The sequence below is a fragment of the Mycobacterium sp. NTMscope_MAC_269 genome (assembly GCF_976985695.1).
The window spans coordinates 3,651,712-3,664,789 of record NZ_OZ335668.1 but is presented as its reverse complement, the minus strand read 5'-3'; the positions used below and the strand labels follow the sequence as shown (position 1 = coordinate 3,664,789).

Genomic DNA, 13,078 nt, shown 5'->3' with positions numbered 1-13,078 from the left:
ATACCGGCGGTCAGCGCCGCCCGGTAGCCTTTATCGCGATGACGGATCCCGGAAAGAGCCCCGCGCGCCACTCAGGCAGTCAGGGCATCACCTACGCGTCGGCCGGGGTGGACATTGAAGCCGGCGATCGCGCTGTCGAATTGTTCAAGCCGCTGGCGACAAAAGCCACGCGACCCGAGGTGCGGGGCGGCTTGGGCGGATTCGCCGGCCTGTTCGCGCTACGCGGCGACTACCGCGAGCCGCTGCTCGCGGCCTCCACCGATGGCGTCGGAACCAAGCTGGCGGTCGCCCAGGCGATGGACAAGCACGACACCGTGGGGCTGGACCTGGTGGCCATGGTGGTCGACGACCTCGTGGTGTGCGGCGCCGAGCCGCTGTTCCTGCAGGACTACATCGCCGTCGGCCGCACGGTGCCGGAACGCTTGAGCGCCATCGTCAGTGGCATCGCCGAAGGGTGCGTGCGAGCCGGCTGCGCGCTGCTCGGTGGCGAGACGGCCGAACACCCCGGCTTGATGGAACCGGACCACTACGACATTTCGGCCACCGGTATCGGTGTCGTCGAGGCCGACGACGTGCTGGGGCCCGACCGGGTCAAACCCGGCGACGTCATCATCGCGATGGGCTCGTCGGGCCTGCACTCCAACGGGTATTCGTTGGCCCGCACGGTGCTACTCGAGATCGACCGGATGAACCTGGAGGGCTACGTCGAGGAGTTTGGCCGCACCCTGGGCGAAGAGCTGCTCGAGCCCACGCGCATCTACGCCAAGGACTGCCTCGCGCTGTGCGCCGAAACCCACGTCCGCACCTTCTGCCACGTCACCGGCGGTGGACTCGCCGGAAACCTGGCACGCGTCATCCCGCACGGGCTGGTCGCCGAAATGGACCGCGGTACCTGGACGCCGGCGCCGGTGTTCGCCATGATCGCCCAGCGCGGCCGGGTGACACGGGAAGAGATGGAGAAGACGTTCAACATGGGCGTCGGCATGATCGCCGTCGTGGCTCCGGAAGACACAGATCGCGCTCTGGCCATCCTGACCGCGCGGCACCTGGATTGCTGGGTGCTGGGCACGGTCGGCAAAGGTGGGAAGGCGGGCCCGCGGGCCAAACTCGCCGGGCAGCACCCGCGATTCTGAGGACCCCGGACTTCAGCAAAACTGATGCGGCGCCGGTGCACGAGGCATCGGCGCCGGGGCTGTAGTTCTAGCGCCGCCAGCTGTCCTGGTCGTCCCAGGATTCGTCGGCGCCGTCGGTGTCCAGTTCGGTGGACTCGTCCGAGCCCGTTCCGGACAGCTCTTGCTGAAGCCGCTGAAAGTCGGTCTGCGGAGAACTGTATTTGAGTTCTCGAGCAACCTTGGTCTGCTTTGCCTTAGCCCGGCCGCGGCCCATGGGGGAACCCCCTCGCGCAATAACGGAGCGGCCTAACGAGTAGGCGGCTCCGATCTCCTGGTGTCGTATTGTCCTGTCGACAGTTTACCGTGCCCCGCCAGTGGGCGTCGGTGCCCCCTGCTCGCTGTGGCGGACGTTACCGTTCATTATCCCGCACCGCCCCGCAACCGTTCAACGGCCCGTCGCCCAGCGCCGATTTGTTCGGTGGGAGGCAGGGAATCGGCGTCGATCACGGCGGCCACCGCCGCCTCCGGACCGGTCGCCACTTCCGTCTCGGCGGGCAGGCCGCGCTTGAGCAGCGCCAGCGCTATCGGCCCGAGATCGACGTGGTCGACCACCGTGCCAAGGCGGCCGACGGTACGTCCACCGGCCAGCACCGGGTCGCCCGTCGAGGGCCGCTCCACCGAGCCGTCCAGGTGCAGCAACACCAGCATCCGGGGTGGTCTGCCCAGGTTGTGCACCCGCGCGACGGTCTCTTGGCCGCGATAGCAGCCTTTGTCCAGATGCACCGCGCCTTCGCCGGGCCCGCCGATCCAACCCACCTCGTGGGGAATCGTGCGTTCATCGGTGTCGACGCCCAGCCGCGGCCGCACCGCGGCAACCCGGTGGGCTTCGTAGGCCCACACGCCGCCGGGCCGCACTCCGGCCTGCGACAACCGGTTTCGCCAATCGCCGGCCTCGGCGCGCGGCACCACCAGGTCCAGCTCGACCGGGCCGCCGGCCGTGCCGGGCATCCGCCGCACGAAGCCACTGTCGACGGGGACCGCGGACAGCTCGGCGGGCAGCGCCTCCACGCCGAGTGCGTCGAGGATCGCCGGCTCGGCGAGTCGCGGACCCAGCAGCGAGAGCACGGCCAAATCGGCGTCGCCCGGTGTGACCTCGGACCAGAACACCATCTTGCGCAGGTATTCCAGGAGCGGCTCGGCGCGCCACGGTTCGGTGTCGAGGTAGGTGGTTCCGCCCAGCTCGGTCTGGATCCAGTGGTCCTCGACGCGGCCCTGGCCATCCAGGCTGAGATTCTGCGTGCTGGCACCCTCGGGCAGGTTGCTGACGTGTTGGCTCGAAATGCTGTGCAACCACGTCTGGCGGTCGTTGCCGGTCAAGGTGAGCACGCCGCGGTGCGAGCGGTCGACCACGATCGCGTCGGTTTCGGCCGCGCGCTGCTCGCCCAGTGGGTCGCCGTAGTGCCAGACGGCGCCGGCGTCGGGTCCAGAATCGGGGGCGGGGACGGGGTGGCTCACAGGGTCAACTCTACGGACCGGCACGCGCGTCCAGCGAGTGTGCGACCCGTCGCGCGTTCGTCGACGAATGTGCGGGCGGCTTCACATTCGGCGGGGGACCGGTGAGCCGATAGGCTTCTCGACCATGGCTGGCCAGAAGGGTGTGATCGTCACGCTGGACGGCGAAATCCGTTCGTCCGAAGCGCCGCTGCTGCACGCCGACGACCTGGCGGCGGTCCGCGGCGACGGCGTCTTCGAGACGCTGTTGGTGCGCGACGGCCGGGCCTGTCTGATCGAGTCGCACTTGCAGCGGCTGACCCAGTCGGCCGCGCTGACCGAACTGCCGGCACCGGATCTGTCGCGTTGGCGCAGCGCGATCGAGGAGGCCACCCGGCAGTGGTGCGCTGGCAGCGGGGACGAAGGCGCGATGCGGCTGATCTACAGCCGCGGCCGGGAGGGCGGTTCGACGCCGACGGCCTATGTGATGGTCAACGGCGTTCCCGAACGAGTCACGGCGGTCCGACGCGACGGGCTGGCGGCGGTGACCCTCGATCGCGGGCTGCCCGCCACCGGTGTCGACGCGATGCCGTGGCTGCTGGCCGGGGCCAAGACCCTGTCCTACGCGGTCAACATGGCCGCCCTGCGTGAAGCCGCCCGCCGGGATGCCGGTGACGTCATCTTCGTCAGCACGGACGGCTACATCCTGGAAGGCCCGCGCTCGACCGTGGTGATCGCCACCGCCTCCGATGCACCGGACGGCAACCCGTGCCTGCTGACGCCCCCGCCGTGGTATCCGATTCTGCGCGGCACCACCCAGCAGGCCCTGTTCGAGGTGGCCAGGGCCAAGGGCTACGACTGCGACTATCGGGCGCTGCGTGTCGCGGATCTGATTGCCGCCCAAGGTGTTTGGCTGATATCCAGCATGACATTAGCCGCCCGGGTGCACACCCTCGATGGCAGCCCACTGCCGCGGTCGCCGATGGCGGCGGACTTCGCCGCACTGGTCGACGCCGCCATCGTCAGCGATCGCTGAGCGCTGAATTCTGTTGTCGCCTCTGCGATTCGCGGGTACGGTCGGCCGTACACAAGGAAGGAGGTGGTCCGAGAAATTGATAGCTTCATGGACATGTGAGGTGGCTGCGCGCTAGCTGCATCGGCTCGGAAGAGCCGGCGATACAGATGCGCTGGCGAATTCCCCGCAGTCACCCGGCCCCCGAGCTTCCGGTTTTGTCCGACTGGAGAATGGCTCGGGGGCCGCTCCATGTGAGCGGCCGCTACCGGACTGCTACCCCACGAACCGCGACAGCCGGGCCGAAAGATGCGGCACCAGGCCGCCGTCGGCGTCGACACGCTCCTCGACGTAGGCCAGGTCGCCACCCTCGACGATGCCGTAGAGCCGTTTGGCGCCGCCGACCAGCACGCCGGACCTGCTGCGGGCTAGCGCATCGGTCACCAGCTCCCACGACGATTGGGTGCGCGGACGTCCGTAGAACAATTCGACGTAGCCCGCGGAATGGGCCAACAGCAGCTCGATCGCGTGCGATTCGCTGGGGTCGTCGGGATCGTTGACAAAGCGCCAGAACCCCGTCTCACGCAAGTCGCGCCCCTGGTAATCACCCGTCTCGCTCAGGCGCCAGGAGCGGGATTCCCAGTTCAGATAGTCGCCGCCGTCGTGCGAGACCACGATCTGTTGGCCGAACCGGTAGTCGCCGTCGTGCCCGCGGCCCTCGCCTTCGCCGCGCCAGACGCCGACCAGCGGCAGCAATGCCAGCAACGCGTCGTTGAGATCGGCACCCTCACGCAGGTTGGCGGTGTCGGCGGGCAACGGTAGATCGTCGAAGGACGGAATGTTGCGGCCGGCGGTCACCTTGGCGCGCTCAGCGGCGGCAGCCACCGCCCGGTCACCGGAGCCGGCTGCACTCAGCGGTTCGTCGGGGGTCATGTGCGCCGCTCCTCCGCATCGCCGCGCTCTGCATCGTCGCCGGGGCGGGTCACGACTCGTCAGTGATGAGCCGGTAAAGGGTGTAGAGGGCGAACCATGAAATGACCACGACCGCCACAACCAGCATGATCTCGAAGAACAGCACCACGGGGACAAGTCTATTCGTCCCGGCGCGTCCCGGTCGCGGGCAGCTGGCCGATCAGGCGATCTTGACGTCGACCTCGTGAATGCCCGCGCCCGACGGCGACACCACGGCGTTCCCGTTACCGGCCGCCGACAGCGCGCGCAGCGTCCAGGATCCGGGTGCGGCGAAGAACCGGAAGTCACCGGTGGCCGAGGCCACCACCTCGGCGGTGAACTCGTCCGACGAGTCCAGCAAGCGGACGAACGCGCCACCGACCGCCTGGCCATCGCCGTCCACGACACGGCCGGTGATCACCGTTTCCTTTTCCAGGTCGACGCTGGCGGGCAACGTCAGTCCTTGCTTCGGTGCAGAGCACATATCAGCTTCCCAACTCGATCGGGGCCCCCACCAGGGAGCCGTATTCCGTCCAACTGCCGTCGTAGTTCTTGACATTCCTGTGCCCGAGCAATTCGTAGAGAACGAACCACGTATGCGACGACCGCTCGCCGATGCGGCAGTAGGCGATCGTTTCTTTGTTGCCGTCCAGGCCGGCCGCGGCGTACAGGGCGGCCAGCTCCTCGTCGGACTTGAAGGTGCCGTCCTCGTTGGCGGCCTTGCTCCACGGCACGTTGACGGCGCCGGGGATGTGGCCGGGCCGCTGGCTTTGTTCCTGCGGCAGATGCGCGGGCGCCAGGATCTTGCCGGAGAATTCGTCGGGGGAGCGCACGTCGACCAGGTTCTTGACGTTGATGGCCGCGATGACGTCGTCGCGGAACGCCCGGATGCTGTTGTCCGGTGCGGCCGCCGTGTACGAGGTGGCGGGCCTGCTGACGGTGTCGCCGGACAGCGCGCGGCCGTCGAGCTCCCACTTCTTGCGGCCGCCGTCGAGCAGCTTGACCTTCTCATGGCCATACAGCTTGAAATACCAGTACGCGTAGGCGGCGAACCAGTTGTTGTTGCCGCCGTAGAGGATCACGGTGTCGTCATTGGCGATGCCCCGCTCGCTGAGCAGCTTCGAGAACTGCTGAGCGTCGACGAAGTCGCGCTTGACCGGGTCCTGCAGGTCGGAGCGCCAGTCCAGCTTGATCGCGCCGGGGATGTGACCGGCGTCGTAAGCGCTGGTGTCCTCGTCGACTTCGACGAAGACGACGCCTGAGGCGTCGAGATTGCTCTCAGCCCAGTCGGTCGAGACCAGGACGTCGGAGCGTGCCATGGAGTGGATCCTTTCAATCACTTTTGGTTACAGCAGGTCAGGTGGGTCGCGCGCTGCGTCGCAAGCGGGCCGCCAGCGGGTAGAGCTGGCAGCCCAGGCAGATGCCGAAGGCGGCGTTGAGGAACGCGGCCGCCAGGGCGGCCGCGGTGGCGAGGACGCCGAGCAGGACGGCGCCGGTGACGAAGCCGACGGTTCCCAGCGCGGCGAAGATCAGGCCGACGAGTTGAGCGAATTTCAGCGGCGCGGTGGGTTCGCGATCCTGCACCGGGCCGAGCCGGGGCGCCACGACGGCGGCGAATATCCGGCCGTAGGGATGCTGGCGCGGCCCGCCGGCGGCGCCGATGGCGAAGATGACGGCCTGAACGGCCAAAATAACCGCCGCCGCCGGTGGATTGACCGCCGAGACGATCAGCACCAGCACCAAGGCCCCGGTGGTCAGCCAGGCGGCAAAGCGCGGTCCACGCACGTCGACGAGGTCGGGCTGCGTGGCGGTGTTGCTGCTCGGCAAGGTATTACTCCTCGAAAACCCCTGTTGCTCACTGGAAACGACGATGGGAGAGGCGCCACGGTCGGGATCCGGGGCCGCTCCGAGTGCTACGCGAAGGCGCGGCTACTCAGCAGCAACAGCAACAACAACAGCCCGCGGGGCGGCACAGTTCAACTGCGCGACGCTTGGTGAGCATGGGCTCGAGGCGGGCTAACACGTCGGTCAGCTTACCCAATGACACCGCGGTCAAGCCAACAGCGGTTTCAGGGCGGACCGCAGGTCGGCGGCGCTGGGCACTCCGGAGGTGCGGTACCGCTGCCGGCCGCCGCTATCGAAGATCAACGTGGTGGGCAGGGACAGCACCGAATAACGGCGCGCGGTCTCCGGGCTGGCGTCCAAGTCGATCTCGACATGTGCCACGTCGCCCAGGTCGTCGCAGACCTGGACCACGACCCGGCGAACCCGGTCGCACGGCCCGCACCACGGGGCGCTGAAATGCACGACGGTCGGTCCGCTGCGGGAAAGTCCCAGCGCCGCGATGTCGCCGGCGGTGTCGCGATCCGGCCCGGAATCGACTTCCCGGATGCTGCCCGAACGGCGGGTCAACAGCCACCCGGCGAGGGCCGCGGCGGCGAGCGCGGCGACGGTCACGACGATGACCGTCACCATGGGCGCCACCGGGCGCCTGGGCCGCGTGCGGCGCGGTCGTCAACGTGCGTCATGACTGTTTGAACCCATCGAGGGACACCGTTACTCCATAGGTGATGCCCTCGATGATGACGTCTGAGCCACGCGCGCCCTCGGCGGTGGGCGCGACTCCGAAGGGAAGTCGCTGATCGGGAAGCCTGCCGCTGAAGGCGTGCAGCACCGCGTCCCGCTTGTCGGCCGGGACGGTCTGGTCCGCGGTGTCCGGGCCGGTGAGCACGCCGGTGGGGGTGAAGACCAACGTCGCCGGGTCATCGGGGGCGATGGAAAGGTCGACCGAGACGCTGACCCGGCGATCGAAGCCGGACGATTTGGGCGTGCCGGTGAACACCAGCCCGTGGCTGTCGGAGATGCCCGACGCGGTGACGCCGCCGGTGGCCGTGTTGGTTTCCTTGGGTGGCGCCTCGACCATCAGGTCGCTGATACCCATGTATCGGCCCAGATGCGTCGAGTCGATGATGATGCGGCTTTCCAGTTTGTTCACGACCAGCTTCGCATCGGGGCTGATCAGCCAGGACGCATGCGTGAGATCCACCGAGTACATCGTGGCTTCGAGGGTGGCTTTGCCGGTCATCGCGTGTTCGACGGCGTTGGCCTTGATCTCCAGCTGGTCATAGTTGCCGCGCATGGCCTGTGGAATGAACGGAAACGCCACGAGGGCCACGAAGGGATCGTTGCCCAGGTGGGCTGCCTTGCGCACGCTGGCCGACAGACGGTATTCGGCATAGATGCTGGTGCCGTAGTCGACCCCGATCGCACCGAGGGCGACCACGGCCACCAGGATCGCGGTCGCGGTCACAGCAATGAGCACCTTGCGCACCCGCATATTGTGGCGTAACCGTCCGTGGTGCCGGATCGCCCGTGGCAGGGCTCACAGTGGCTCGTCTGCCACGCGAAAAAACCAGGTAACACGTTATCGTTAGATGACCTGGTAACTAACGCGTGATGGCGTTGTGAAATTGAGAGATGCCGTTCCCCCGAGCTGGAGGGACTAGTTGGAGCTTTTACTGCTGACCTCGGAGCTGCATCCCGATCCGGTCCTGCCCTCGTTGTCGCTGCTTCCGCATCCCGTGCGCACGGCGCCGCCAGAACCAGCTTCGCTGCTCGAGGCCGGGACGGCGGACGCGGTGATCGTGGACGCGCGCACCGATCTGTCGTCCGCGCGCGGCCTGTGCCGCCTGCTGAGCACCGCCGGCCGGTCGGTCCCGGTGTTGGCCGTGGTGAGCGAAGGCGGGCTGGTGGCCATCAGCGCCGACTGGGGTCTGGACGAGATCCTCCTGCCCACCACCGGGCCGGCCGAAATCGACGCGAGGCTGCGGCTGGTGGTCGGTCGTCGCGGCGGGCTCGCGGACCAGGAGAGCGCCGGCAAGGTGAGCCTGGGCGAGCTGGTGATCGACGAAGGCACCTACACCGCGCGGCTGCGTGGCCGCCCGCTCGATCTCACCTACAAAGAATTCGAGTTGCTCAAATACCTGGCTCAGCACGCCGGGCGGGTCTTCACGAGGGCGCAGCTGCTGCATGAGGTGTGGGGATACGACTTCTTCGGCGGCACCCGCACTGTCGATGTGCACGTGCGTCGCCTCCGGGCCAAACTGGGCCCCGAGCACGAGGCGTTGATCGGCACGGTCCGCAATGTGGGGTACAAGGCGGTCCGCCCGGCGCGCGGCCGCACCCCGGCAGCCGACCCCTCCGACTCCGAGGGTGCGGACGGCGCCGAATCCGACACCGAGGACGTCCAAGATCCGCTGGTCGATCCGTTGCACACTCAGTGAGCCCGCCCGAATGGCACCGGACGCTGAGCGACGACGAGCAGCGGGGCGTGCGCGAACTTGTCGGTGCGGCAACGGAATTCGACGGGGTTGCGCCCGTCGGCGAACAGGTACTGCGCGAACTCGGACACGACCGTACCGAGCATCTGCTGATCACCTCGGACGACGCCGACGTAATCGTCGGTTACCTCAATCTCAGCCCGCCCCGCGACGGGGAGACTCAGATGGCGGAACTCGTCGTGCACCCGCGGGCGCGTCGGCGCAGTATCGGCGCGGAGCTGATTCGCGCCGCGTTGGCCAAAACCGGTGCGGGCAACCGATTCTGGGCACACGGCACGCTCGAGCCCGCCCGCGAGACCGCGTCCGCGCTGGGCTTGGCGCCCGTGCGGGAACTGATGCAGATGCGACGCTCGCTGCGCGATCTACCGGGCGCAGTGCCCTCGGTGCCCGGGGTGCGGATCCGCACCTATGCGGGCACGGCCGACGACGCCGAGCTGCTGCGCGTCAACAACGCCGCGTTCGCCTACCACCCCGAACAGGGCGGTTGGAGCGACGTCGAGCTGGCGGAGCGGCGCGGCGAACCGTGGTTCGACCCGGCGGGCTTGTTCCTCGCGTTCGACGACTCCGAGGGCGATCAGGGCGGCACGCTGCTGGGTTTTCACTGGACGAAGGTGCACCTCGATCAACCCGGCTTGGGCGAGGTGTATGTCGTCGGCGTCGATCCATCGGCGCAGGGCCGCGGACTGGGACAGGTGTTGACCGCCGTCGGCATCGAATGGCTGGCCCGCCGCCTGGCCGACGCCAAGGAGCCAATCGTGATGCTTTACGTCGAGTCGGACAACGTCGCCGCGGTGCGCACCTACCAGCGCTTGGGGTTCACCACCTACAGCGTCGACACCGCATACGCGGTCGTACCCGCGGCCAACTGACCGCGGCTACGAGCGGCATTCACCCGCATCGTTAACCTGGTCCTTGCTACCGAGACGTTGCTGTGCGCCGGGCCGGCGCATACTTTCGCCGCGACCGGCAACCTGACAGTTGATGGCCAGCGGCGCCCACATGCGTCTTGAACGTTGTCATGAAAGCGAGATCGGTGAAGCTCGACAGGCAGGGCAAGGCGTTGGCCGCGGTGGTGTTGGCGACGGCACTCGGCGCCACAGCGCTGACCGCCTGCGGTAGCGACGAGAACCGTCCCGGCGCCGCGGCGCCCAGCATCACCGGCGGCGCCGGCACCGCGGGGTGCGGCGGCAAGAACGAGCTGACGGCGGAAGGCTCGACCGCGCAAGCGAACGCGATCACGGTCTTCAACCAGGTGTGGGGCCAGTACTGTCCGGGCAAGGGCCTCGCGTACAACCCGACCGGGTCGGGCGCCGGTCGCGAGCAGTTCATCGCCGGGCACGTGGATTTCGCGGGGGCCGACTCTCCGTTGGTCGCCGAACAGATCGGTCCCGCCGCCAGCCGGTGCGGGGGGAACCCGGCGTGGGACCTGCCGCTGGTGTTCGGTCCGATCGCGCTCGCCTACAACCTGCCGGGGAATCCGGCCCTGGTGGTTAGCAGTGACGCGGTGGCCAAAATTTTCACCGGCAAGATCACCGCGTGGAACGACCCCATCTTGGCCGGCCTCAACCCGGGTGTGGCGCTGCCCGACACCAAGATCACGCCGATCTACCGGTCCGACTCATCGGGAACCACCGACAATGTGCAGAAGTATCTGACCGCCGCCGCACCGCAGAGCTGGGCCAAGGGCGTCGGCACGGAATTTCAGGGCGGCGTCGGCGAGGGCGCCACAAAGTCGTCCGGGGTCATTCAGGCAGTGCAAACCATTCCGGGCGCCATCGGATACGTCGAGAAGGGCTTCGCCGACCAGGCGGGGATGTCCTACGCCAAGATCGCCACCCGCGGCGGGGTTGTCCCGCTCACCAACGACACGGCCGGAAACGCCATCAAGGCGGCCAAATTCCTCGGTGAGGGAAACGACCTGCTGCTCGACCTCAACGCCATGTACGGCTCGCAGGAGCCGGGCGTCTACCCGTTGGTGCTCGTCACCTACGAGATCGTCTGTTCCAAGGGCTATGACGTCGAGACCGCGAGGGCAATCAAATCGTTCCTCTCCATGGCCGCCACCAGCGGGCAGGCCGAACTGGCCTCGGCCGGTTACATTCCGCTGCCCGATAAGGTCAAGGAACGACTGGTCGCCGCGATCGATGCGCTGCAATGACCAGGTGAGCAGGGTTCCAAGGAGCGACAGCAGAACTGTGGCGGGATCGCAGTGACGGGGTTTTCAGGGCCAAACCCGATCGACGCGGGCTCGGGTGCGGTCCTCGCCGCATCGTTTCCCGAGTCGTCGGCGCCACCGACCAGCCCCTGGGGGCAGGGGCGACCGCATGTGGGAGATCGGGTATTCCGTCGGCTCGCGCAGGCCTCGGGTGTGCTGATCATCGTCGTGATCGCCGCGATCGCGGTGTTCCTGCTCGGGCGCGCGGCACCGGCGTTGCAGCGCAATCGCGAGAACTTCTTCAGCTACGGCGGTAACTGGGTCACCAACGACTCGTCGGCCATGCACTTCGGGATCGCCAGCCTGCTGCCGGTCACCGTCTTCGTGTCACTGTTCGCGTTGAGCTTGGCCATGCCGGTCGCGTTGGGCGTCGCCCTGTTCATCACGCAGTACTCGCCTCGGCGGATCGCGACACCGCTGGCCTACGCGGTCGATCTGCTGGCCGCGGTTCCCTCGATCATCTACGGCGCCTGGGGTCTGTATGTGTTGGCGCCGCAACTGCGGCCTGTCGCCACCTGGCTCAACCGCTCCATGGGCTGGTGCTTTTTGTTCGCCGACGGCAACGCGTCGGCCGCCGGTGGCGGCACCATCTTCACCGGCGGCATCGTCTTGGCGGTGATGATTCTGCCGATCATCACCGCGGTCACCCGCGAGGTGTTCGTGCAGACACCACAGGACCAGATCGAGGCCGTGCTGGCCCTCGGCGCCACCAGGTGGGAAGTCGTCAAGACCGTCACGCTGCCGTTCGGGCGGTCGGGCTACATCAGCGGCGGGATGCTGGGCCTGGGCCGCGCGCTGGGCGAGACGGTCGCGCTGCTGATCATCCTGCGCGGCACCCAATCGGCATTCGGTTGGTCGCTGTTCGACGGCGGCTCCACCTTTGCCACGACGATCGCCGGCGCCGCAGCGGAATTCGACGATCGATTCAAGTCGGGCGCCTACATCGCCGCGGGCCTGACGCTCTTCGTGCTCACCTTCGTGGTCGACGCCCTGGCCCGGGGTGCCGTCGCGGGCGCCGGCCGAAAGGCCGGCCGATGACGTCGATGTTGGACCGCCCGCTCAAGTCGCGGACGTTCTCACCGCTTTCCCGGCGCCGTCGCACCGCGAATCGTGTTGCGACCGTGTTGGTTTCGGTGGCGTTGCTAGTGGCCGTGGCGCCGCTGGTGATGGTGCTGTGGTCGGTGGCCGTCAAGGGATTCAAGGCGATTACCTCAACCGTATGGTGGTCGCACTCCCAGGCCGGGATGACGGCCTTCGTGACCGGCGGCGGCGCCTACCATGCGCTGGTCGGCACCGTGCTGCAAGGATTGGTATGCGCCGCGATCTCCATCCCGATCGGTCTCATGGTCGCGATCTACCTGGTCGAATACGGTGGCGGCACCGCGCTGGGCCGGTTGGCCTCGTTCATGGTGGACATCCTGAGCGGGGTGCCCTCGATCGTGGCGGCCCTGTTTATCTACGCGTTGTGTGTGGCCACGCTGGGCCTGCCCCGCTCCGAGTTGGCGGTGTCGCTGGCCCTGGTGTTGCTGATGCTGCCCGTGATCGTGCGCGCGACCGAGGAGATGCTGCGGATCGTCCCGGTGGATCTTCGCGAGGCCAGTTACGCGCTGGGCATCACCAAGTGGAAGACCATCGTCCGAGTGGTCATTCCCACCGGACTGTCCGGCATCGTTACCGGGATCTTGCTGGCGATGGCCCGGGTGATGGGGGAGACAGCGCCGCTGTTGATCCTCGTCGGCTATGCCCAGTCGATGAACTTCAACATCTTCAGCGACTTCATGGGGACCCTGCCAGGCATGATGTACAACCAGGCGTCGGTCGGCGCGGGCCTCAACCCCATCCCCACGGATCGGTTGTGGGGTGCGGCGTTAACCCTCATCCTGGTGATCGCCGCGATCAATATCGTGGCTCGAGTGATAGCGAAATTCCTTGGCGCCAGAAAGTCATAGGCAGGAGC

At 67.6% G+C, this 13,078-nt stretch carries 16 protein-coding genes; 7 read left to right on the top strand and 9 right to left on the bottom strand.

Annotation, left to right across the window (positions count from 1 at the left end; translation table 11 throughout):
- The first annotated feature begins 38 nt into the window (after positions 1–38).
- Entirely contained in the window at positions 39–1,133 is a 1,095-nt protein-coding gene (gene purM / locus ACZ50Z_RS17150; protein WP_464484607.1) for a phosphoribosylformylglycinamidine cyclo-ligase, read from the top strand.
- Between the two features lie 67 nt (positions 1,134–1,200).
- Here the strand turns inward: purM and ACZ50Z_RS17145 are convergent, their stop codons facing one another.
- Positions 1,201–1,386, bottom strand: a complete 186-nt coding sequence (locus tag ACZ50Z_RS17145; protein WP_464484606.1) for a DUF3073 domain-containing protein — start codon at positions 1,384–1,386, stop codon at positions 1,201–1,203.
- Between the two features lie 146 nt (positions 1,387–1,532).
- Positions 1,533–2,627, bottom strand: a complete 1,095-nt coding sequence (gene ygfZ / locus ACZ50Z_RS17140; RefSeq protein ID WP_464484605.1) for a CAF17-like 4Fe-4S cluster assembly/insertion protein YgfZ — start codon at positions 2,625–2,627, stop codon at positions 1,533–1,535.
- 142 nt (positions 2,628–2,769) lie between these two features.
- Between ygfZ and ACZ50Z_RS17135 the strand changes: the two genes are divergently transcribed.
- The gene (locus ACZ50Z_RS17135) at positions 2,770–3,639 is read left to right on the top strand and encodes an aminodeoxychorismate lyase (RefSeq protein ID WP_464486286.1); all 870 of its coding nucleotides are present in this window, start codon (positions 2,770–2,772) and stop codon (positions 3,637–3,639) included.
- Positions 3,640–3,891: 252 nt separating this feature from the next.
- On the opposite strand, the gene ACZ50Z_RS17130 is transcribed toward ACZ50Z_RS17135, so the two are convergent.
- The 7 genes from ACZ50Z_RS17130 to lmeA all read right to left on the bottom strand — a co-directional run bounded on the left by ACZ50Z_RS17130 (position 3,892) and on the right by lmeA (position 7,903).
- Positions 3,892–4,548 (bottom strand): heme-binding beta-barrel domain-containing protein, encoded by a 657-nt coding sequence (locus ACZ50Z_RS17130; protein ID WP_464484604.1) that lies wholly within the window; start codon positions 4,546–4,548, stop codon positions 3,892–3,894.
- 199 nt (positions 4,549–4,747) lie between these two features.
- A complete protein-coding gene (locus tag ACZ50Z_RS17125; RefSeq protein ID WP_464484603.1) occupies positions 4,748–5,050 on the bottom strand; it encodes a DUF1416 domain-containing protein in 303 nt (100 codons plus the stop codon).
- Position 5,051: 1 nt separating this feature from the next.
- On the bottom strand, positions 5,052–5,885 hold the full coding sequence (locus ACZ50Z_RS17120) for a sulfurtransferase (protein WP_464484602.1): 834 nt from the start codon (positions 5,883–5,885) through the stop codon (positions 5,052–5,054).
- A 37-nt stretch (positions 5,886–5,922) separates the two neighbouring features.
- Entirely contained in the window at positions 5,923–6,393 is a 471-nt protein-coding gene (locus tag ACZ50Z_RS17115) for a DUF4395 domain-containing protein (RefSeq protein WP_464484601.1), read from the bottom strand.
- A 106-nt stretch (positions 6,394–6,499) separates the two neighbouring features.
- Positions 6,500–6,589: an Ms5788A family Cys-rich leader peptide gene (locus ACZ50Z_RS17110; protein WP_464486285.1), complete on the bottom strand. Its 90-nt coding sequence runs from the start codon at positions 6,587–6,589 to the stop codon at positions 6,500–6,502.
- Between the two features lie 29 nt (positions 6,590–6,618).
- Entirely contained in the window at positions 6,619–7,041 is a 423-nt protein-coding gene (locus ACZ50Z_RS17105; protein WP_464484600.1) for a thioredoxin family protein, read from the bottom strand.
- A gap of 49 nt (positions 7,042–7,090) precedes the next feature.
- Positions 7,091–7,903 carry a mannan chain length control protein LmeA gene (gene lmeA / locus ACZ50Z_RS17100; protein WP_464484599.1) on the bottom strand — a complete coding sequence of 271 codons (813 nt, stop codon included), beginning with the start codon at positions 7,901–7,903 and terminating at the stop codon, positions 7,091–7,093.
- Positions 7,904–8,072: 169 nt separating this feature from the next.
- Between lmeA and ACZ50Z_RS17095 the strand changes: the two genes are divergently transcribed.
- From ACZ50Z_RS17095 to pstA, 5 genes are all read left to right on the top strand, one after another.
- A complete protein-coding gene (locus tag ACZ50Z_RS17095) occupies positions 8,073–8,849 on the top strand; it encodes a winged helix-turn-helix transcriptional regulator (RefSeq protein ID WP_464484598.1) in 777 nt (258 codons plus the stop codon).
- Entirely contained in the window at positions 8,846–9,775 is a 930-nt protein-coding gene (gene mshD / locus ACZ50Z_RS17090) for a mycothiol synthase (RefSeq protein WP_464484597.1), read from the top strand. The genes ACZ50Z_RS17095 and mshD overlap by 4 nt, the downstream gene beginning before the upstream one ends.
- 164 nt (positions 9,776–9,939) lie before the next feature.
- The gene (pstS, locus tag ACZ50Z_RS17085; RefSeq protein WP_464484596.1) at positions 9,940–11,064 is read left to right on the top strand and encodes a phosphate ABC transporter substrate-binding protein PstS; all 1,125 of its coding nucleotides are present in this window, start codon (positions 9,940–9,942) and stop codon (positions 11,062–11,064) included.
- Between the two features lie 51 nt (positions 11,065–11,115).
- A complete protein-coding gene (pstC, locus tag ACZ50Z_RS17080; RefSeq protein WP_464484595.1) occupies positions 11,116–12,159 on the top strand; it encodes a phosphate ABC transporter permease subunit PstC in 1,044 nt (347 codons plus the stop codon).
- Positions 12,156–13,070: a phosphate ABC transporter permease PstA gene (gene pstA / locus ACZ50Z_RS17075; RefSeq protein ID WP_464484594.1), complete on the top strand. Its 915-nt coding sequence runs from the start codon at positions 12,156–12,158 to the stop codon at positions 13,068–13,070. The genes pstC and pstA overlap by 4 nt, the downstream gene beginning before the upstream one ends.
- Positions 13,071–13,078: the final 8 nt, after the last annotated feature.

Bases quoted from the DNA above. Each gene is read 5' to 3' on its own strand.
- purM (WP_464484607.1), top strand. From the start codon at position 39: ATGACGGATCCCGGAAAGAGCCCCGCGCGCCACTCAGGCAGTCAGGGC.
- ACZ50Z_RS17145 (WP_464484606.1), bottom strand. From the start codon at position 1,386: ATGGGCCGCGGCCGGGCTAAGGCAAAGCAGACCAAGGTTGCTCGAGAA.
- ACZ50Z_RS17130 (WP_464484604.1), bottom strand. From the start codon at position 4,548: ATGACCCCCGACGAACCGCTGAGTGCAGCCGGCTCCGGTGACCGGGCG.
- ACZ50Z_RS17125 (WP_464484603.1), bottom strand. From the start codon at position 5,050: ATGTGCTCTGCACCGAAGCAAGGACTGACGTTGCCCGCCAGCGTCGAC.
- ACZ50Z_RS17120 (WP_464484602.1), bottom strand. From the start codon at position 5,885: ATGGCACGCTCCGACGTCCTGGTCTCGACCGACTGGGCTGAGAGCAAT.
- ACZ50Z_RS17105 (WP_464484600.1), bottom strand. From the start codon at position 7,041: ATGGTGACGGTCATCGTCGTGACCGTCGCCGCGCTCGCCGCCGCGGCC.
- lmeA (WP_464484599.1), bottom strand. From the start codon at position 7,903: ATGCGGGTGCGCAAGGTGCTCATTGCTGTGACCGCGACCGCGATCCTG.
- pstA (WP_464484594.1), top strand. From the start codon at position 12,156: ATGACGTCGATGTTGGACCGCCCGCTCAAGTCGCGGACGTTCTCACCG.